General features: G+C 53.6%; 26 protein-coding genes. 16 read left to right on the top strand and 10 right to left on the bottom strand.

Features of this window, described 5'->3' with window-relative positions:
* The first annotated feature begins 94 nt into the window (after positions 1-94).
* The 6 genes from ABKW30_RS07475 (at position 95) to ABKW30_RS07450 (ending at position 4,826) form a co-directional block, all read left to right on the top strand.
* Entirely contained in the window at positions 95-223 is a 129-nt protein-coding gene (locus ABKW30_RS07475; RefSeq protein ID WP_348599015.1) for a hypothetical protein, read from the top strand.
* Positions 184-492, top strand: a complete 309-nt coding sequence (locus ABKW30_RS07470) for a GFA family protein (RefSeq protein WP_348597970.1) — start codon at positions 184-186, stop codon at positions 490-492. The genes ABKW30_RS07475 and ABKW30_RS07470 overlap by 40 nt, the downstream gene beginning before the upstream one ends.
* A gap of 137 nt (positions 493-629) precedes the next feature.
* Positions 630-1,280: a DUF6766 family protein gene (locus tag ABKW30_RS07465; protein WP_348597968.1), complete on the top strand. Its 651-nt coding sequence runs from the start codon at positions 630-632 to the stop codon at positions 1,278-1,280.
* A gap of 106 nt (positions 1,281-1,386) precedes the next feature.
* Positions 1,387-3,501 (top strand): catalase, encoded by a 2,115-nt coding sequence (locus tag ABKW30_RS07460; RefSeq protein ID WP_348597966.1) that lies wholly within the window; start codon positions 1,387-1,389, stop codon positions 3,499-3,501.
* Positions 3,502-3,592: 91 nt separating this feature from the next.
* Entirely contained in the window at positions 3,593-4,432 is an 840-nt protein-coding gene (locus ABKW30_RS07455) for a phytanoyl-CoA dioxygenase family protein (protein WP_348597964.1), read from the top strand.
* Between the two features lie 169 nt (positions 4,433-4,601).
* Entirely contained in the window at positions 4,602-4,826 is a 225-nt protein-coding gene (locus tag ABKW30_RS07450) for a LysE family transporter (protein WP_348597963.1), read from the top strand.
* Here the strand turns inward: ABKW30_RS07450 and ABKW30_RS07445 are convergent.
* Entirely contained in the window at positions 4,729-4,947 is a 219-nt protein-coding gene (locus ABKW30_RS07445; protein WP_348599014.1) for a hypothetical protein, read from the bottom strand. The genes ABKW30_RS07450 and ABKW30_RS07445 overlap by 98 nt on opposite strands.
* A gap of 182 nt (positions 4,948-5,129) precedes the next feature.
* On the opposite strand from ABKW30_RS07445, the gene ABKW30_RS07440 reads away from it, so the two are divergent.
* The 3 genes from ABKW30_RS07440 to ABKW30_RS07430 are packed head-to-tail and all read left to right on the top strand — an operon-like array spanning position 5,130 to position 6,371.
* A complete protein-coding gene (locus ABKW30_RS07440; RefSeq protein WP_348597961.1) occupies positions 5,130-5,432 on the top strand; it encodes a hypothetical protein in 303 nt (100 codons plus the stop codon).
* Between the two features lie 15 nt (positions 5,433-5,447).
* A complete protein-coding gene (locus ABKW30_RS07435) occupies positions 5,448-5,789 on the top strand; it encodes a hypothetical protein (RefSeq protein WP_348597959.1) in 342 nt (113 codons plus the stop codon).
* Between the two features lie 33 nt (positions 5,790-5,822).
* Positions 5,823-6,371 carry a hypothetical protein gene (locus tag ABKW30_RS07430; protein ID WP_348597958.1) on the top strand — a complete coding sequence of 183 codons (549 nt, stop codon included), beginning with the start codon at positions 5,823-5,825 and terminating at the stop codon, positions 6,369-6,371.
* Between the two features lie 23 nt (positions 6,372-6,394).
* Here ABKW30_RS07430 and ABKW30_RS07425 read toward each other — a convergent pair whose 3' ends face one another.
* The 3 genes from ABKW30_RS07425 to ABKW30_RS07415 all read right to left on the bottom strand — a co-directional run bounded on the left by ABKW30_RS07425 (position 6,395) and on the right by ABKW30_RS07415 (position 7,746).
* Positions 6,395-6,997, bottom strand: coding sequence for a cysteine hydrolase (locus tag ABKW30_RS07425; protein WP_348597956.1), 603 nt, complete (start codon positions 6,995-6,997; stop codon positions 6,395-6,397).
* A gap of 44 nt (positions 6,998-7,041) precedes the next feature.
* Positions 7,042-7,221 (bottom strand): hypothetical protein, encoded by a 180-nt coding sequence (locus ABKW30_RS07420; RefSeq protein ID WP_348597954.1) that lies wholly within the window; start codon positions 7,219-7,221, stop codon positions 7,042-7,044.
* A gap of 384 nt (positions 7,222-7,605) precedes the next feature.
* Positions 7,606-7,746, bottom strand: a complete 141-nt coding sequence (locus tag ABKW30_RS07415) for a hypothetical protein (protein WP_348597952.1) — start codon at positions 7,744-7,746, stop codon at positions 7,606-7,608.
* Between the two features lie 202 nt (positions 7,747-7,948).
* Between ABKW30_RS07415 and ABKW30_RS07410 the strand changes: the two genes are divergently transcribed.
* Complete coding sequence (locus ABKW30_RS07410; protein WP_348597950.1) at positions 7,949-8,188, top strand: hypothetical protein; 240 nt, start codon at positions 7,949-7,951, stop codon at positions 8,186-8,188.
* A 300-nt stretch (positions 8,189-8,488) separates the two neighbouring features.
* Here the strand turns inward: ABKW30_RS07410 and ABKW30_RS07405 are convergent, their stop codons facing one another.
* Positions 8,489-9,391 (bottom strand): AraC family transcriptional regulator, encoded by a 903-nt coding sequence (locus ABKW30_RS07405; protein ID WP_348598976.1) that lies wholly within the window; start codon positions 9,389-9,391, stop codon positions 8,489-8,491.
* A 110-nt stretch (positions 9,392-9,501) separates the two neighbouring features.
* Here ABKW30_RS07405 and ABKW30_RS07400 point away from each other — a divergent pair, with 110 nt between their 5' ends.
* Together ABKW30_RS07400 and ABKW30_RS07395 are read left to right on the top strand one after the other, a co-directional pair.
* Positions 9,502-10,260 (top strand): SDR family oxidoreductase, encoded by a 759-nt coding sequence (locus ABKW30_RS07400; RefSeq protein WP_348597948.1) that lies wholly within the window; start codon positions 9,502-9,504, stop codon positions 10,258-10,260.
* A gap of 56 nt (positions 10,261-10,316) precedes the next feature.
* The gene (locus ABKW30_RS07395; protein ID WP_348597946.1) at positions 10,317-11,270 is read left to right on the top strand and encodes a dienelactone hydrolase; all 954 of its coding nucleotides are present in this window, start codon (positions 10,317-10,319) and stop codon (positions 11,268-11,270) included.
* 86 nt (positions 11,271-11,356) lie between these two features.
* Here the strand turns inward: ABKW30_RS07395 and ABKW30_RS07390 are convergent, their stop codons facing one another.
* Both ABKW30_RS07390 and ABKW30_RS07385 read right to left on the bottom strand, forming a co-directional pair.
* Positions 11,357-11,518, bottom strand: coding sequence for a hypothetical protein (locus tag ABKW30_RS07390; protein WP_348597944.1), 162 nt, complete (start codon positions 11,516-11,518; stop codon positions 11,357-11,359).
* A gap of 95 nt (positions 11,519-11,613) precedes the next feature.
* Positions 11,614-11,862, bottom strand: coding sequence for a DUF982 domain-containing protein (locus tag ABKW30_RS07385; protein ID WP_348597942.1), 249 nt, complete (start codon positions 11,860-11,862; stop codon positions 11,614-11,616).
* Between the two features lie 921 nt (positions 11,863-12,783).
* On the opposite strand from ABKW30_RS07385, the gene ABKW30_RS07380 reads away from it, so the two are divergent.
* Both ABKW30_RS07380 and ABKW30_RS07375 read left to right on the top strand, forming a co-directional pair.
* Positions 12,784-12,975, top strand: coding sequence for a hypothetical protein (locus ABKW30_RS07380; protein ID WP_348597941.1), 192 nt, complete (start codon positions 12,784-12,786; stop codon positions 12,973-12,975).
* 1 nt (position 12,976) lies between these two features.
* A complete protein-coding gene (locus ABKW30_RS07375) occupies positions 12,977-13,342 on the top strand; it encodes a hypothetical protein (RefSeq protein WP_348597939.1) in 366 nt (121 codons plus the stop codon).
* A 178-nt stretch (positions 13,343-13,520) separates the two neighbouring features.
* On the opposite strand, the gene ABKW30_RS07370 is transcribed toward ABKW30_RS07375, so the two are convergent.
* The gene (locus ABKW30_RS07370; RefSeq protein ID WP_348597937.1) at positions 13,521-13,976 is read right to left on the bottom strand and encodes a hypothetical protein; all 456 of its coding nucleotides are present in this window, start codon (positions 13,974-13,976) and stop codon (positions 13,521-13,523) included.
* Positions 13,977-14,132: 156 nt separating this feature from the next.
* Here ABKW30_RS07370 and ABKW30_RS07365 point away from each other — a divergent pair, with 156 nt between their 5' ends.
* Positions 14,133-16,202: an ATP-dependent helicase gene (locus ABKW30_RS07365; protein WP_348597935.1), complete on the top strand. Its 2,070-nt coding sequence runs from the start codon at positions 14,133-14,135 to the stop codon at positions 16,200-16,202.
* A gap of 152 nt (positions 16,203-16,354) precedes the next feature.
* Positions 16,355-16,759, top strand: a complete 405-nt coding sequence (locus ABKW30_RS07360) for a hypothetical protein (protein WP_348597933.1) — start codon at positions 16,355-16,357, stop codon at positions 16,757-16,759.
* Between the two features lie 413 nt (positions 16,760-17,172).
* Here ABKW30_RS07360 and ABKW30_RS07355 read toward each other — a convergent pair whose 3' ends face one another.
* Together ABKW30_RS07355 and ABKW30_RS07350 are read right to left on the bottom strand one after the other, a co-directional pair.
* Entirely contained in the window at positions 17,173-17,424 is a 252-nt protein-coding gene (locus tag ABKW30_RS07355; RefSeq protein WP_348597932.1) for a DUF982 domain-containing protein, read from the bottom strand.
* Positions 17,425-17,857: 433 nt separating this feature from the next.
* Positions 17,858-18,418, bottom strand: a complete 561-nt coding sequence (locus tag ABKW30_RS07350; protein WP_348597930.1) for a hypothetical protein — start codon at positions 18,416-18,418, stop codon at positions 17,858-17,860.
* Positions 18,419-18,599: the final 181 nt, after the last annotated feature.

Below are 18,599 nucleotides of genomic sequence, written 5' to 3'. Positions count from 1 at the left end.
TTTCGCAGGGGTTATAAAAGGCCAACTGCAGCGATGATTGTCGTTCGGAACAATGGATTGGTTGACGGGTTTTGTGACTGGGAGGGAATATATCATGCCAAAGCAAATCGGAGGCGTTGTCTATGTGGCAATGTCAGGTTTTATTTGGCTGGAATTGAGCGAACTCATCTTTGTCACTGTGACATGTGCCGACGGGCGACCGGTAGCGCTTTTGCCGTTTTAAGCTGGGTTAAACCGGAAAATCTCCGATGGATGTCAGCTCCGGCAAAAAAGCGTCGGTCATCGCCTCTGGCGGCAAGAAGTTTCTGTGGCGATTGCGGAACGCCGATCTCCCTGGCGTATGATGGATCCGATGAGGTCGCCATATACGCCGGCGCACTCGATCAACCGGAGATTGCAATTCCTGCCTACAATTACAACGCTCGGTCGCGGCTACCCTGGGTTACATGTGGCACCCACCTTCCAAACCACACCGGGACCGAGGATTGGTAACTCAATGGATGATGCTCAGGTGTCGGCCTTGTAACTGCGCTGTTCCAAACTGATGCCATATCAGCGGAACCGTACCGCTTCAGGGGTGTTGAGAGTGAGGCGTTCCGGTCTCAACGCTGACGTGGAGTTTCAAGACAATGAAAAAATTGCTGAAGAATAACGGACTGACGCTTGTATTGATCGCCGCTTTTCTGGGAAGTCTGGTCGGAATGTGGGTTTCAGGCTGGTCTCAGGAAAACGCCGAACTTGCGCGTCATGCGTTGCCGCCGATTTCTCTCTGCGATTATTTTACAGACGAATCTTTCCTCTCTGCCCTCTTTGAAAACTGGGAAAGCGAATGGCTGCAAATGTCATTTTATGTCATGCTGACAGCCATGCTGTTTCAAAAGGGATCGGCGGAATCGCGTGATCCGGAAGAAGCGTCAACGGGCAAGGACAGGCTGTCGGCCAAGTCGTATCCTGTTTGGCTGAGACGATCCTCGGCAGGCCGCCGGATCTACCGTTATTCTCTGGGCGTGGCCTTGGCCATACTGTTTGTAGTTTCTTTTATCGGGCATCTGATCGCCAGTTCCGCTGCCTACAACTCTGGAGCAATCATGCACCATGAAGCTGTACGCACCGTACTGGAGCACCTTGCGAGTTCCCAGTTCTGGTTTGAATCGTTTCAGAACTGGCAATCGGAGTTCTTTTCAACGGCGATGCTCGTCGTGCTTTCTATCTTTCTGCGTTTCAAGGGTTCGCCTGAATCCAAGCCAGTTTCTGCGAGCGATTCTGAAACCGGGGCGTGAGATGCCCGATTCTCCAATTCCGTTCGGAACCTCTGCGTGCGGCAGCGGTTAAAGGATCAAACCGGAGCGCTCTGTCAGCCGGTGCAGAAATCGAGGGAGGATTCCAATGGCCAAATCTGCAAAAAGCAAAGATGCCTCTATGGCAACGATCCACGATCAGAAAATGCGACGTGGATCGGGTGGAGAGCTCCATCAGGTTGCTGCCGGCGAAACGCCCATCTTGACAACAGCGCAAGGTGGACCCGTTGCAGATGACCAGAGCTCATTGAAGATTGGCGAGCGTGGTCCGACTGTCCTTGAGGATTTCCACTTTAGAGAAAAGATATTTCACTTCGATCACGAGCGTATTCCCGAACGGGTGGTTCACGCGCGAGGATATGGAGCCCACGGTTATTTCGAAAATTATGAGCCGCTGGCTCAATATACGCGGGCTGACCTGTTTCAAAGACGTGGTGAGAAAACCCCTGCCTTTGTACGATTTTCCACGGTTGCCGGGAGCAAGGGCTCGTTTGACCTTGCCCGTGACGTCAGAGGGTTTGCTGTAAAGATCTATACCCGGGAAGGAAACTGGGATCTTGTCGGAAACAACATTCCGGTATTTTTCATTCAGGACGCCATAAAGTTTCCCGATATGGTCCATGCGGTCAAGGAAGAGCCAGACAGTGCTTTTCCCCAGGCCCAATCAGCACATGACAACTTCTGGGACTTTATCAGCCTGACCCCTGAAAGCATGCACATGATCATGTGGGTGATGTCCGACCGGGCAATCCCCCGTTCCTTCCGTTTCATGGAAGGCTTTGGTGTCCATACATTCCGGATGATAAACGCCAGGAATGAATCGACCTTTGTTAAATTCCACTGGAAACCAAAGCTCGGACTACAATCGGTGGCATGGAATGAAGCAGTTAAAATCAACGGCGCAGATCCCGATTTTCACAGGCGCGACCTTTGGGATTCAATCCAGTCCGGAGCATTTCCTGAGTGGGAGCTACAGGTACAACTCTTTGATCAGGACTTCGCCGACAATTTTGATTTTGATGTTCTGGATCCAACCAAAATCATTCCGGAAGAGATTTTGAGGCCTATCCCGGTTGGTCGTTTGGTCCTTGATCGCATGCCTGATAATTTTTTCGCCGAAACCGAGCAGGTTGCATTCATGACGCAGAATGTTCCCCCGGGCATTGATTTCTCCAATGATCCTCTTCTGCAGGGCCGCAACTTTTCCTACCTGGATACCCAGCTCAAGCGGCTCGGCAGCCCCAACTTCACCCACATCCCGATCAATGCTCCCAAATGCCCTTTTGCGCATTTCCAGCAAGACGGCCATATGGCGATGCGCAATCCGGCAGGACGTGCAAACTATCAGCCCAACTCGTGGGGCGAAGGTCCACGAGAGTCACCTGACAAAGGGTTTCGATCATTTCCGGCAGTTGAGTCCGGCCCCAAGGCCAGATTTCGCGCTGAATCCTTTGCCGATCACTATAGTCAGGCGCGTCAGTTTTTCATCTCGCAAACACCGCCTGAGCAAACGCATATTGCGGCGGCTCTTACATTCGAATTGAGCAAAGTGAAAACCCTGGTGATCCGGGAGCGGGTTGTTTCACACCTTCTGAATATTGATGAAACATTGGCATCCGACGTAGCCACCGGGCTTGGGTTGAAGAAGATGCCCTCGCCTGCTGACGCAGCAATGCCAACAAGACAGGATCTTGATCCCTCGCCTGCCCTCAGCATTCTCACGAAAGGCCCGAAGCGCTTCGAAGGTCGCAAGCTTGGCATTCTGCTGACCGATGGGTTCGACAACAAATTGCTCAAGGCATTGCAGAAGGCCCTGGCAGCCGAGAAAGCGGTCTTCGAGATCATTGCTCCAACCATTGGCGGAGCCAAAGCCTCTGATGGCACACTGATTGAGGCGCATCAAACGATTGATGGCGGCCCTTCCGTCCTGTACGATGCCGTGGCCGTACTCCCGTCGGAGACGGGCGTGGGACAGCTGCTCAGGGAACCGGGGGCTCTCGATTTTGTCGCCGATGCGTTCGCTCATTGCAAATATATAGGGCACACGGCAACGGCATTTGCGTTGTTCGAAAAGGCAGGCATCTCCCAAGACACTGACGACGGTATTATTGGCCTCAACCACCCTAAAGACGTTGCGCCCTTTATCAAAGAACTTGGGAAGTTGCGCGTCTGGTCTCGCGAGGCAAAAGTGGAATTGAAATAAAGCTTGACTGATTGGCAGGTGAGCCTGTCAATCGGCCCGGTCATAACCTGGCATGGCGATGAACAGGTAGGCTTTGATAGCGGGAGGCGTGATGATGATCGGCAACAATGTTCCTGTCGACGATATTGAGCGTGATTTATCAACCTTGAATACCGATGGAATCGTCGGAAAGAAATCGGCATTTTCCCGTGAGTGGGCGGAGAATATGCGTGAAGACATGATGACGGCGTTCTGGTCTGCGATCCAGCGTCCCGGCGGAGCTGTCGGTAGAGGTCCGCGGCGCTGGTATGTCGAGATTCACCTCGAAGAATTCAATGGATTTGTCGAACTTGTAACCCACCCGTGGGTTATTGCTATGTGCGAAAATATCCTCGGTAAAGACTATCAGATTGTCGAGATCGGTTTCGACATACCGTTTCAGGGAGCAAAGTTTCAACCTTGGCACAGGGACTTTCCATCACCTCCCGACACCTACGTTGATCACCACATCACCTCGCTTGCGTTCAACCTTACTGGTGTAGACGTGACCGACGATATGGGACCTTTTGAAGTTGCACCGGGAACGCAATATGTCGACGGCCGGGACTGGAAACATGAAATGTTTCCTGGAAGGGAAATCTGGCCTGGGTTTCAAAGTAAAGCTGTTCGCAAATTTCCCAAACTCGGTGATATTTCCTGCCGTTCCGCTCTGACAGTGCATCGCGGTACCGAGCATGGATCCCCGATAGCGCGCCCCGTGTTGGTTCTTGGAGTGGATGCTCCCGGAGCCGGGCATGCGGAGCTGCATGACCTCATGGTGACCCAGGAATATTTCGACAACCTGCCAGAACCTGTCAAAAACCATCTGGTATGCAGGGTGGTAGATACGCTCGTTCCGGTAACCCAAAAGCATGACATCGAAGGGCTGGTAATGGGTGCGGAGGCTACCTGACTGCAAAATCCTTCACATGATCATTGAGACGATTGAGAGCTATAAACGAAGGCAAGCACGATATGGACGGGAGAGTTTCCGGTATCTAGCCAGCGCTCGGATTTAGCGCTGGCGGTTGTGTCAGCATCACCAGGCCCAAACGTTGCTGCTTTGGTTTCCAAAGTTATACGTGAGTTCTGCCTTTCCTGGTAGCAATGGGGTTCGGGAGGTAATCTGGCTCGCTCTCGCGGTGCCTGGTCTATCTGCGCTGGCCCAAACCTTCCAGCCAGTCTTTCTCCTCATGAAATGGATCGGTGTCACTTACCTTCTTTATCTGGCATGGAAGATGTGGCGTGCACCGGCATTTCTCGCCACGAATTTGTCCCTGAAATTAATTCCGCGATTAAACTTTTGATCGCGGGTTTCGCCGTTTCGATCTTGGACTGGCCAGAACTTACAGCAACGATGTCAATCGTCGTCGCCCTGATTGGTATTGCCTGGACGTTGGCTGCGGTGCGCGCCAGGCGCTTATTCAAAGCCGAAAGCCCATGGTGATGGCTAATCGCACCAGCGCTGCATTATGCCAGGCGCGCAGCAGTCAGCATAGCAACTCCCGGCACGTCTTTTTTCGTCAAACAGAGTAATGTGTGGCCGACCAATGGAACAATGGGCCAGTTCACCGCTTCTACATTCGAATGAATAACGTTGGGAGCATTTTATGGATACAGGAAATCTCCAGCTGCAGGGCGTATGTCTGGCCTTGGCATCCCTCAATAAACTGCTTGTTTCAAAAGGGCTGGTTTCTCCGGAAGAGATTCAGGCAGCGTTGTCTCAGGCAGAAGTTGCCGCGGAAAGCGATGAACGCTTTTTTGACAGTCTCACTCCTCCCCAGCGCGATGCGGTGACCTTTCCTATCCGGTTTCTTCAAGCAGCTATGGGGAACGACGGGGCCGATTTGTCATTTACCGCTCTCGCTAAAGCGGTTGGTAAAACAAAGAAACCTTATAACGATCAGTTCTGATTTGGAGAAATCCTTATGAAAAACGATCCAGCAGTCCCCATACCGGATCATGTTGAAATAGACACGCCTTCCGACACCCCGGTGGCAGACGGCGTGCTCGCTGAAGTCGAAGACCATGACAGGGAACAGCAGTTCAGGAACACCGAATTGCAAGATCGGCTTTCGGCTATGAAACACGAGATGGATCGGATGAAGGAATCTGTGACACTCCTGTCGGCCGGTGCGAGAGCGTTGGTGGTGGAAGCGCCATCACTTGCTCAAGAAGAGCTTCGATACAGAGTTCGAACGAACCCTTTGCCGTACATGGTGTACGCGGCAGGAGCAGCATTTGTGTTCGGCCGGTATCTCCAACGCTGAACAACCGGAAAATGATGGGAGCTGGAAACCTGCATGGCAAACATCCTGGAAACTATCGTTAGACAAAACCCTGACGTACCTGACCAGAAGATCGTCGAATTTATTGGTAATGATGGAAACCAGGTATCGGTACTTTTGGAGGGGCCTCAACGTTTGGATCATAATGAACTTATCGCGCGAACCAAACGGCTGTTGACAAAGTCTTCACAGCCGGAGACCGCAGCTCAATCGCATACTGCAGCAATCGCCGAACAGCCTGCCGGTCCAGTGCCGGCTGCCAATCCTCTGCTCGAAGATTATGATCCCGACGGCGATGTTGTATCTGTCGTGGTTACCTTGAACGATCCCGAGGGCCACGATGGCAATGTGTTGGTCTCAAGGGCTAAAGCTTTCCTCATGCAAGTCGCAGAGCCCCGCCAAGGCGATCAGGGTATCGAGAGTGGCAGGCGGGCGGTTGGACGGGCCGAAGATGCCGAGACATTGAATGAACAACTGGATGAAGGACTTGAGCAAAGCTTTCCCGGAAGCGATCCGGTATGGGTTACCAGTACCGCTATCCCGGATCAGCCTGAACCGGAGTGACATCCGTGCTTTGATGCCATTAATCACCAATTGGCCAGAATTTCCCTAGTTTCAGCTGTTTCAACCTGACGTGATAGTCGTCCGGCATAAAAACGCTGCATCGCGTCGTGAGCTTCATCTGATGAACTGCAAACAGCATCGCTGACAAGGACAACCCTGTAGCCGAGATCAACGGCTCCAAGCACTGTTGCGAGAACGCAAACATCTGTCTCTCCGCCTGAAACCAAAAGTGTGTCGACATCGGCTATTCCCAGATTTTGATGCAGCTGTGTAAAGTGCCAGGGAGAGTAGACGGTTTTATCGAGTACACGCGCAGGAGGCACGTATGACTTCAGTTCCGGTACCAATTCAACTTGGTCATCCAATAGATGGTCGAGCGTCATGGTATTCCATTTTTCATAGTAACGGCTCCAGGTTCCACCTGTGTTCTCTTTCGACCGGGGAGGAATGAAGCGGGTAAACAGCGTATGTGAAGGCCGGTGATCGACAAGAACGCAGATATTCGGAAGGACGCGCTCAAACCAGGGCATTGACCAGGGACTTGATCCGGTGAAAATGCGCTGCATGTCGACACAAAGGTGGACAGCGTTACTGTTGACAGGACCAAATTTCAGACCTGTTCCCATAGGCAAGCCTCCGCCAGCAAGCGCGATCCTCACAAAGCATGTCTCTATCGCTTTCTTGGCAACCCCTTCTTCGTGAACGTAGCGTCGCCATCTTTTTTACCGGAAATTACCCGCGGATTGGCACTTGAAACCCCATCATTGCCGGAGTTGGTTTTGCCTTTGGCGAAACTGCCTTTGGCGTCCGTTTGAGGTTTGGAAGCCGGCTTCGTGTCCTTATCGTTCATTTACCTTTTCTCCTTGCGATGTGCTTCATCTCGAAAGATTCCGAGGTGAGGCAGCCCGTTCTTTAAGGCATCAGATCAAATGTCTGACGAAGACAATCCGCTCTTTGAGGATCATCATTATCAGTATACTCAGGAGCATTTTCATCAAATCGTTCCCAACCCTCTTCGCGATACATGGCTCGACGTGCCTCGACACCCTGGTTTATCAACCCAACATTTGTATCGCTGGCAATGTTTCAAGTGGCGCACTATGGGATGTGCTCAATGCTCTGCTCTGAAACGGGATGGGATTGATTCAGTTCCAGAATCGAACGAGCGCCATTTTTGCACGCATTGGAGGGTGATGATGGCACTCTGTTTTTGCTTTTTCCCGGCTTCATCAAGTCATTTGAGAATATCTTTGAAATGAAGATTGTTGGCAGATGTGTTGTATGCACTGGCCATCGCTGATGGGAAATCCCCCTGATGCGACTCTCGTCTCAGGTTTTCTTCAGTACCCGACTTCTTTTTGTCTTCATCTGCCAAAACAAACAACTCCGCTTCGGCGTATTAAGAACAGCATGTAATGTTTGTTCCAAAATTCCAGTCTTTTGTCTGTTGAAGGACGAAAAGGACCTGCCAGAACTGTATTTGTTGCCTTTTGGGAATAGATGCTTCAATTTTCAGTCGGGCCGCTATAGAGATGCTGCCGCGAATTGACGCGCTTTGTTTTTATGGAGTTTGAATTATGCCCCTGAGCAGGCGGGATGAACAATACACGGTGGAAGAATGGGAATGCATGCAACAAGCGCATATGATTGCTTCGACGATGCTCGGGCGTGATATAAAAACCCACGAGTATTCGGATCGATCTGCTCGTATGGTGATCACATTGTTCAGCCAGGGCATGCGCGATCCGCAAGAGATTGCAATCAGGGTGGTCAATCGGGAATTGGAACTGTCGCTTCTGAAAGAGGATGAAATTTAACACGAAAGTTCTTGGCCCGCCTCCTTCGCCTTTTCCAATACCATTCATCGATAGCGCGCTGCACTACGCTGCGGACACCAACAGGTGATTTTCCGGCATTTTAATGGTAGCCCCAACGTCTACACTCCCGCTTGGGGACGGTTGTGTCGTGCATTCAGATGTGGGCTGTTGACGGCGCTTCGCGCCTTGATTCCAGCTGTTAGGCCGTCTTGGCAAATTCCTTAAAGCTGCCCGTCTGCTGATTGGCAGGCAAGTTGTGCCACTGCCGAGCATCGCCTGAACGCCCCTCGAGGGGAGATTCTAGGCCGCTTGTCGTCTAGAGGAAAATGCTCCTGGTGGTGTTCCTACATGCCGCGAAAACGCCATGCTGAACGCACTTGCCGACCCATAGCCGACGCGCTGCGCGACCTCCGCCATCGCAAGGTTACCCTGCGACAACAAGTTCTTTGCCACCGCCATCCGCCAGGACGCCACATATTCCATGGGTGCCGCCCCGACCTCGCGACGGAAACGGTCGAAGAGGGTCGAGCGGGACATGCCTGCCACGACGGCCAGGTACGGGACTGACAGGCGTGTGCCAGGGTCGGCATGGATCTGCCGAAGAGCCAGGGCCAGTTGGGGATCGGCAAGGCCACGGAGCAGGCCAGGTTCCGCCATGGCGCTCTCGACGGAGCGCAACGCTTCGACCAGCAGCACCTCCAGAAGCCGCTGGAGCACCATGTTGCGCGCGGCGCGATTGTTCTGCGTCTCCTCCTGAATCATCCGCACAAGCGCGATCAGCCGGCCCTGCGCACGCACATGGATCACTTCCGGCAGGAGCGAGACCAACAGATCCCTGTCGGAGGAGGCAAAGACGCAGTGGCCCACCAGACAACGCATCTCGGTCGGTGCGTCCGGTTCGCCCAAGCGGAATATCCCCGGCCCCGTTTCCAGCGGTAGGCGCGGCGCACCGCGAGGCGGCAGATCGATGCTCGACATGGTGAAATCGAACACTTCGGGCACCAGCACGAAGTCACCCGCTTCAAGGACAAGGGGCGAGCGGTCGCCAATGGTCAGCAGGCACCTCCCCTCGACCATGGCGCAGTAGAACGGGCTTTTCATGTTCCTGCGCTCAACCATCCAGCGGCCGCCCCCACTGACGAGCTTTGAGATCGAGGGTTCAGGCTTCAGCAGCGCAACAACGCTGGCAAGGGGATCAGAGATCGGGTCGGACACGAATTCGGACTTTCAATGAAATAATAAGGACAATCAAATATAGAAAGTCTGCCAAGTTTTGTCCATGTCCTGAACTGATAACGACAGGAGATCCACCTATGCCCAGAATTCTCATCACCGGCGCTTCATCAGGCTTCGGCCTCGCCACGGTAGAACTTTTTCTCGCTCGGGGGTGGGAGGTCATCGCGACCATGAGAACACCGGACGACCACCAAACGCCTCGGCACGAGCGCCTGCAGATCCTTCCGCTGGACGTCACGGATACAGCAAGCGTCGCGCGGGCCGTTGCAAATGCCGGACCTCTCGATGCATTAGTCAACAACGCCGGGGTCGGCATGCTGAACGTGCTGGAGGGCGTGGACATCGCGAAGGCTCGCGAACTGTTTGAAACCAATGTCCTTGGTGCGATGACCGTCACCCAGGCGGTGCTGCCGGGCATGCGTGCGCGAAAAGCCGGCGTTATCGTCAACATCAGCTCCAGCGTCACGCTGCGCCCGTTTCCAGCGCTGTCCGTCTATAGCGCCAGCAAGGCTGCAATAAATGCGTTCACCGAAAGCTTGGCCCTTGAGACTGCGCAATTCGGTATCCGCACGCGGCTTATCCTGCCAGGTTCGGCTCCGACGACCTCTTTCGGGAAGAATGCCGTGGCGCGCATGGGGATGGATATCCCGGCGCCCTATGAGGCTTTCGTTCGAGACTACCTGGCTAGGATGCGCAGCTCGACCGAAAAGACGGACCCAAGGGATGTGGCGCAGGCCGTATGGCTGGCAGTGACGGAACCCGATGCGCCGATGCGCCTGCCTGCAGGCTCCGATGCGGAAACAATCTTCAGGAAAACGGCCGCTAACGTGAACTGAGCGTTTCTGCCCCCGCGATCTCGCCAGATGCATGGGCGCCACAAGGATAACGACACATGAACAATCTCATCGATCTCTCCCGGACCATCCCGGTGCCAGAGCCCCGGTTGACCGTGGCCTATACGCCGATCACCCTGCCCTTGGCGGGGCGGACGCCGCTGCAGCTGCGCCTGACCGCACCCGCCGAAGACGAGGCCCTGCCAATCGTGCTGCTGTCGCACGGGGCCGGACCGTCGAACTATATCCCGTCGAAAGACGGCTATGCGTCGATCGCGCAATTCTGGGCCGAGCGCGGATTTGCGGTGATCCAGCCGACACACGGGAACTCCCCCGTCGCGGGTCTGCCGCGTGACGCCCCCGGTGCTCCCTTTTTCTGGCGCGAGCGCGTGTCGGAAATGACGACGATTCTCGACCGGCTGGACGAGGTGGAACAGCAGGCGCCCGCGGTGACCGGTCGCCTCGACCATCGGCGCATCGCGGCGGCCGGCCACTCCTTCGGCGGCTTCACCGTCGGGTTGCTTCTGGGTGCGCAATTGCAGGGAGAGAGTTTCGCCGATCCGCGCATCTCTGCCGGCGTCCTCCTGGCGACGCCGGGCCGGGGCGGTCGCGATCTTACCCCGGAAAGCGCGGCGCGTCTCCCGTTCTTCGATGTGGATTTCTCGCACATGGCGACCCGCAGCCTCGTTGTCTGCGGCGCGGACGACAATCCACACTTCACGCGGCGCGGCCCGGAATGGCATGCCGATGCCTTCCATGACAGCACCGGAGCCGAGGCACTCATAACGCTGCATGGCGTCGGACATGGCTTGGGTGGCATTGCCGGATTGGATGCGAAGGAAACCGAAGTCGAAGCGCCGGACAGCCTGGAAGCGACAAAGCGTCTGAGCCTTGCATGGCTTCACACTGCTCTTGGCACCGATGCCGACGCCTGGGCAAGCGCGGTCGAATCACTTGACGGTCCCGCAGGCAAACTGGCCAGTGTGATGCTGGCAAACGTGACGGGTTCATAATGATATTTGTTCCCGCAGCGCAGGTTAGGGAGAGTGTCTTGGCAGGGAGTCCTGGCCAAGAACGGCAATGCGGGTAATTTCTTGCTTCAGACATGAGACGCTTGCGAAAGTGAATCGGCCACGAGCCGGACGCGGTGGTTAATGGTCGACATCACGAGCTGATCGGGAAAACCGTCGGGCAGCGCCGCGACAGCGGCCTCTACCTGCTGTTCAGCGTTTGCGGCGATGTTTTCAAAGATCGCTTTCATCGCGGGGTGCCGAGACCGGAAAGGTCTGCCGACTGCATGGAGTGACGGGGTGCGATGTCATGGATTGCAGAGTGGTGGTTTCTGCCAACGGCTCCTCAATCCCTCGGCTGGTCAAGAATGTCCGCTTCCAGTGCAGCTTCATAGAATGCGAGCCTGGCTTCGTCAGGCGTGATGTCGCCCGCCAGCGCCTGTCTGCAAGCCTGTTCTGCAGAAGCTCGCTTTTCACCGGTTTTTCGCGGCCACAGGCTATACAGAAAGCCGATAGCTGAAGTGCATGAATCAATCTCGTGGACTTCCTCTGATCTCAGCCCCCGAAGGCGAATTGGTGTAAACTTATCGGTCATCAGCATTTCCCGCCTGTCTGTCATGTGATGCGACAACCAAAGGCCTGCCGAATGGTTCCAAAATGGTCGAGAAAAAGGGGCCGCAACAGCTTTAAACACAAAGCGCCGCCCCATCCCGAAGGACAGAGTGGCGCTTCATTTCAGGCGTTGGCGTTCAATCCTGAATTTTCTGGTAGCTCACTCCACAAGCAGATGAACGCCCTACATTCGCGACAGTGGACAGGAGCACTGTCTCCATCTTCCTGAGGAATGGCGGTGAAGACAGTGTCACACTCCTCGCATTGTATCGCCGATGCCAGAATATGTATGTTCCGATCTTTCATCGTGACAAATGAACAGATCAACCGTGACTTCTACGTGACATCCATTTGAAGCTATGAGAGCCGTGTAGTTGTTATGGCGATTCTGGCGCCAGAGACTCGCTGCCCGCCAGTTTCTCTCGATCCACACCAGCCTGTCAAGCACCTGCATATTCAGACGCGCCGGCCGTGGATCCGGATTGTGTTTGTTTAATCTCGTCTATTTGGCGTTGACGGTTCCGGTGGGCCGCAACGCGCTTCTTGAACAGCGGCCAGCGGGAGCATCATAAGTCTGCCAAACCCGCTCATGCGTTTCGTTATAAAATAATGGGAACCAGCAATAAAAGCACTTGCAGCCGGAGATGGTGCCGAAGCTGCGTTCCGGAAGGTCTTCACTTAACTTTTCTCTCTTCAGGCCATTCCTGTTTCAGAAGGCCGGCCAGGAAGGGTTCGAGGCAAAGGGACTCCTACTCAAAAACTTTTTAGGGATATTGACTCTTTCGAATAACCGGAACATTTTAGGAACATCGCAGCAGATTGCGGCGGCTTCAAAACAATTCAGGACTGAAAACTCTGTCTGGCATGGGGAGCGGACAGGCTTGTCTCAGTGAAAGGGCTGGCCATGAATGAATCCGAATTGAAGCACGACGATGAAGTCGAGCGGCTTATTGCCGAACATGGCGGTGATGTGCAGGCGGCGTTTACCGCCCTGCTCTCCGAACGAAGCCTCTTGATCAAAGAGCTTGAATATGCCTCGCTCGCCATGGGTTTTGGCTATGCCCGAGGCTGGAAACCGAGGCTTTCAAGGCACTGACATGACCAGAACCAGAGGCGAGCCACCACCCAGCCTGATTGATAAGGGTTTCCCTTTTCAGGTAGCCCTGCATTGTGAAGATGTTCGGCTGAACTTCGATCAAGTCATGCTCCTGTCGCACCAGCTTGGCAGCTACCGCTTGAACCAGAGCATTTACGTTCATCCTGATCGATACATCATTTACATGTTTGCTGAAGAACGAGACGCTGCGTGCTTCCTAAAGGCTTTCGAGGGGGAATGGATTACGCCGGAACAGCGACGGAAGCGCACTTGGGTGCCGCGTTATAGCTGGATGACGGTCGGTTGCTATGGCAACCAGGTGGCGTCTGCGCCCGATAAGGGAGAACACGCGGTTCTGCTATGTTGAGGTGTAGGATAACCTTTACGCCCATTGTTACAAATGCTTACAGGTACGCCGGTTGCACCGCGAGGAGCCTGAGCGATATTTCGGCTCGCATGTTCGAATAACTCGCTGACGAAAAAGCCGTCAGATATGGAGTTGCAAGAACAAAGAAAACAACATGATCGACACCAGGACTGCGCGATTAATCTATCGACTGCACGGGCCGGATATTATCAATGCTGATATCACCGACGATCACACCTCGCGTCAGATCAGTTCGATCGCTTTCAATCTCAATGACTGTGTAGAGCTTGTCGTCTCTGAAGGCGCTCGCATTGAATGTTGTAACGTCATCTGCAGGCGCTGCGTCTACTTCCATGAAATCAAGTTCGCGGCCGGCAGCTACAATGCGAGCGTCACCAGTGGTCCTGGCTGCAACAACGACCTCACCCTGGAAGGGTGAGTTTTCCCATCGGGGATCATCAGGCAAGGCTATAGGCACGAGCCGGTATATATGAAGTGTTTCGCCTCTGCCTGCCAGACTGGATGATCGGCTGGCTGCATCGGCAATCTGTGCCTCGCTTTCTACCGATCGCCCAAAGGTTGTGGAACTGCTTCGGTCAACGGGATTGCCGTTAGATTTGTCGCCGTTTGACATGAGATATCTCCCTGAACCTCCAGATGTAACGAACACGAGCCTTAACCGTTCCAAGCCAGGTCTGCGATACAAATGCCCTGTCTTGAATATCGGTAACACCGATGATACGTTCTATCTTTGTTCCCGCTAGAATCAGGGATAGGAACCGGAATTTCGATGAGTGTTGCGCATCTTGAGAAGTTGAACGTTGCACAACGCAAAGCCGTGGAATTCGGTATCGGATTACCCGATGGTCAGACAGCAGGCCCACTTCTTGTCATTGCCGGTGCCGGATCCGGAAAGACCAATACCCTGGCGCACCGCGTTGCCCACCTTATACTGAACGGTGCCGATCCGCGCCGGATTCTCATGATGACGTTCTCCAGACGTGCGTCCGCCGAAATGTCAAAACGGGTAGGACGCATATGCACTCGGGTTCTGGGACAAAAGTCATCGATCATGACTGACGCCCTGGACTGGGCCGGAACGTTTCATGGAATTGGTGCCCGACTTTTGCGTGACTATGCCGAACAGATTGGCCTTGATCCGAATTTCACGATCCACGACCGTGAAGACTCCGCCGACTTGATGAATCTCGTAAGGCACGAACTTGGTTTTTCCAAAACGAAAACCCGTTTTCCAACCAAGGGAACATGTCTTGCGATTTATTCTCGCGTGGTGAATTCTGAACGCCCTCTCGCTGAAATTCTCAAGAACGTTTTTGCATGGTGCGCCATGTGGGAGGCACAGCTTCGGCAGCTTTTTTCCGGTTATGTCGAGGCCAAGCAGGCACAGAACATTCTCGACTATGATGATTTGCTGCTCTATTGGGCGCAGACTGTCTGCGATCCACTTTTAGCCGAAGACATCGGTGGTCGCTTCGATCATGTGCTCGTTGATGAATATCAGGATACCAATCGGCTGCAATCAACCATTCTGTTGGCCTTGAAGCCCGGGGGGCGTGGCCTGACAGTGGTGGGCGATGATGCGCAGTCCATCTATTCTTTCCGTGCCGCTACTATCCGAAACATCCTGGATTTCCCAAACTCATTCACTCCGCCGGCTGATGTCATTACACTTGATCGCAATTACCGATCAACGCAGCCAATTCTGAGTGCAGCGAACGGCGTGATTGATCTCGCCTCCGAACGCTTTACCAAGAACCTTTGGACTGAACGTCAATCGGACGAGAGGCCGAGACTTGTCACGGTGCGCGATGAAATCGAGCAAGCCAATTATATCGTTGATCAGGTATTGGAGAACCGTGAAACCGGAACGACCCTGAAACAGCAAGCGGTGCTGTTCCGGACATCCCATCATAGCGGACCTTTGGAAGTTGAACTGACCCGGCGCAATATTCCTTTCGTCAAATTTGGTGGATTGAAGTTTCTCGACAGCGCCCACGTCAAAGACGTTCTGGCCATGCTTCGCTTTGCGCAAAATCCGCGTGACCGTGTCGCGGGTTTCCGCCTCATGCAGATACTCCCCGGTGTTGGTCCCGCGTCAGCACAGCGTGCACTTGATGACATGGCAATCGGCGTGGAGCCGCTGAAAGCGCTCAACGTGCATCCTGCACCTCCCCGTTCTGGTGAGAATTGGGCAGACTTCGTTTCCACCGTCCAGCAACTCAGCGAAAGAAAGATGGGCTGGCCAGCCGAAATCGAGTTGGTCCGGCGGTGGTATGAGCCGCATCTGGAGCGTATTCACGAAGATGCGCAAATGCGCCAGGCCGATATTCTTCAGCTTGAGCAAATTGCAGGCGGCTATCCGTCTCGCGAACGGTTTCTGACAGAGTTGACCCTCGACCCGCCAGACGCAACAAGCGACCAGTCCGGTGTGCCATTGCTTGATGAAGATTATCTAATTCTGTCGACAATCCATTCGGCCAAAGGACAGGAATGGAAATCGGTCTACCTGCTTAATGTCATTGACGGCTGCATGCCGTCTGACCTTGGTACTGGCTCGTCGGCAGAGATCGAGGAAGAAAGGCGCTTGCTTTACGTCGCCATGACACGGGCAAAGGATAGTCTGCACCTTGTCACCCCGCAGCGGTTCTTTACGCACGGACAGAACGCTGGAGGCGACCGGCACGTTTATGCATCGCGCACCCGTTTCATTCCCGCCACCCTGCTGCAATATTTCGAGTGTTGCTCGTGGCCAATTGCACGTGCACAGAATGCAAGGCAAACCGAGGTCCGTGGCGTCCGTGTAGATGCAGGTTCACGTATGCGTGCCATGTGGAGTTAGTTTTCGTCCTGGAAAGTTGAAGGATAGCATCGCTTCATGTGTAACTTTACAAAATATCGACCGGCTTTGATGCCTTCCGCAACCCCTGCAAGGGGATCGGCAACCGAACGAGCATCGAATATCATCGCATATGGATGTACCGCAGAAAATCGTTGAGCATTGGTGCGAATATCCTGCCTGCAAGCAACGGGGAAGCTTTGGATTCTTCGGGCGATATCGGATTGGCTGGCATTATGGAGAGCATAAGGACGACGGCAAGGTATGACCGACAGCCAATCAAACTGATGCAAGCGACATCTCTGATTTCGTTAAAGAGGATCAGAGCTGGCTGCGATATCTGCACAGTCGGACATGACAAGTATCTTATCGGTGACGCTGATCTTCCCGGCGAGGACTTTGATACTGTAGCGGCCAAGCTGGAACGAATAAATGAAAAGTATGCGACTGGAATTTTCCGAAGCTTGAAATCGTCGCGTATCTGCGCTCACCCGGAAGGTATATTGATGATCCGACGCTGGAACACTGGACAGAAAACCCAAAGCCCGGTTAGCGCTTAAGCGCCCCACTGTGGATGGACTCTCGCCGCAAACAGCCTAACTCAGCATCCATACTACGCATGTTTGGTGATGGATGTTTGAGTGATCACGCGTGCTTCCGCCCAACACAGGCGAGGAGCAAAACGATGATCAAATTGCGCCCCGTTATGCAAGCAAGTATTCCACATCAGACTGGGATGTAATGTCCTTGGCTTTTGAAATCTCTTGTCAACAGATCGGCGGCCATCCATTCGCCCCACGTGACAGAATTACCCGAGCAGTAATGAACACATTCGACAGGGGCATTCATGATGCCGGTGCCTTGATCACGGCGGTAGCTGTCAATCTGGACGTCAGCTTGATCGCTCATCAACACAGGTGCGATGGTTGATTACAAGTTAAAGGAATTCAGAGGCAATTGCTCCACTGAAGGCCTAGCGACCTTCCTTGACGTAGATGTCGGCCTCGATTGCAGCTTTTATGAAAGTTAGTCTGGCAGCATCCACAGAAGCAATTCCAGATTGCGCTTCATAACAGAGAACCCGCGCTTCCATATACAAAGGCGCTTTCTTTTTAGGCCAACCTGAGAGCAAAAACGCTGCTGCATCCCGGATCGATGCAATCGTCTCATTTCTTCCGAAATGGTTGCTCTCCACAATTACCGGATGAAAAGAAAGACTATTCATGGGGTCCCCGTCTGTTTGCGGGCTCTCTTGCGGCCGCGCTGAAACTTTAACTAATAGATAAGCATTATGTTATTGTCCGTGACTCCTGCGTGACTTTTGTCAAACGCGAAAAATCTTTGTCAGGCAAAATGTGCAAGTAGGAACAGATTCGCGGCTACCAGCAGAAAAGCGGGCGCTCGGATACATTCACGGCCATTTTTAGATTTGGTGAGGCGCACTGCTGGCGGGAAAAAGACGTGACCTCAATACCGCACGAGATGCGGCCGATCAGGTGATAGCTTCTGCCTCATTATCGGTGAACCTCAGTGGTTAGACGAGTCTCATCCCAGACTGGCCAAAACACAAAAAGGTGCCTCCCGTCTGGAAAGACAGAGCAGTGCTGATTAACAGAATGGGCAGTCAGGACGCCCTTATCGCAGAGCTCCGTCGCCCGCTATGAAATGTTCTGGAAATTTCTGACGCGGCATTGAGCAGCAAGCAGGAGAATGTATGCACAAAGCTCCGCACTTTCTTCGAGAATTTGAGGGTCTCCCGCGAAAAAGCTTGTGTGAAGCCCCATGTGCCCCTCCGCAGCGGTCGACACGAGCGCGCAAACAGCCACAAATATAAGTTCCGTCCACGGCATATACTTTGACGGGATCAGGGACCTGACCAGAGCCCGCGCCTTGACGATCGACACAACGACGAAAAGCAGAACCACACTGACTGTCGGGTAGACAAAAGGTTTGTACCAAAGCGTACTGGACGAGAACTGCGGGCCGTGCTCGCCAATCGATGTGGGTGGATATAAAACTGCCCCCCAGCTAAGTTCGCGCGCAAAGCAGATCAACCATATTGGCGCCGCAACACACCATAGCCATTGCCAATCGTTGTCACTTTCTCTCTGGAACCAAATCGCCTGAAAAGCGCCAAGCAGAAGAACAAACGCTTGCGTGTTTTCGATAATTTGATTTTCCCAGCCGATCCAGACCGGCAAATCGGCGGCAAAAAACAAGGTTGTCGCCATACACGCAAAGGCTGCGCAACGCAGGCCAATAATCCGGAATTGGCCATTTCTATATTGATAAGATTCCATTCAGCGTGACATACGCCCTGCGTTTATGCATCGCAACAGATGGGTGGAAAAAACTGTCATAGTTAAAATTTGCGCAACTCCGGCACTTCTCAATCGAAAC

This window comes from Phyllobacterium sp. SB3 (assembly GCF_040009165.1).
Taxonomy (GTDB): Bacteria; Pseudomonadota; Alphaproteobacteria; order Rhizobiales; family Rhizobiaceae; genus Phyllobacterium.
This window is presented reverse-complemented; position numbering and strand designations above follow the sequence as displayed.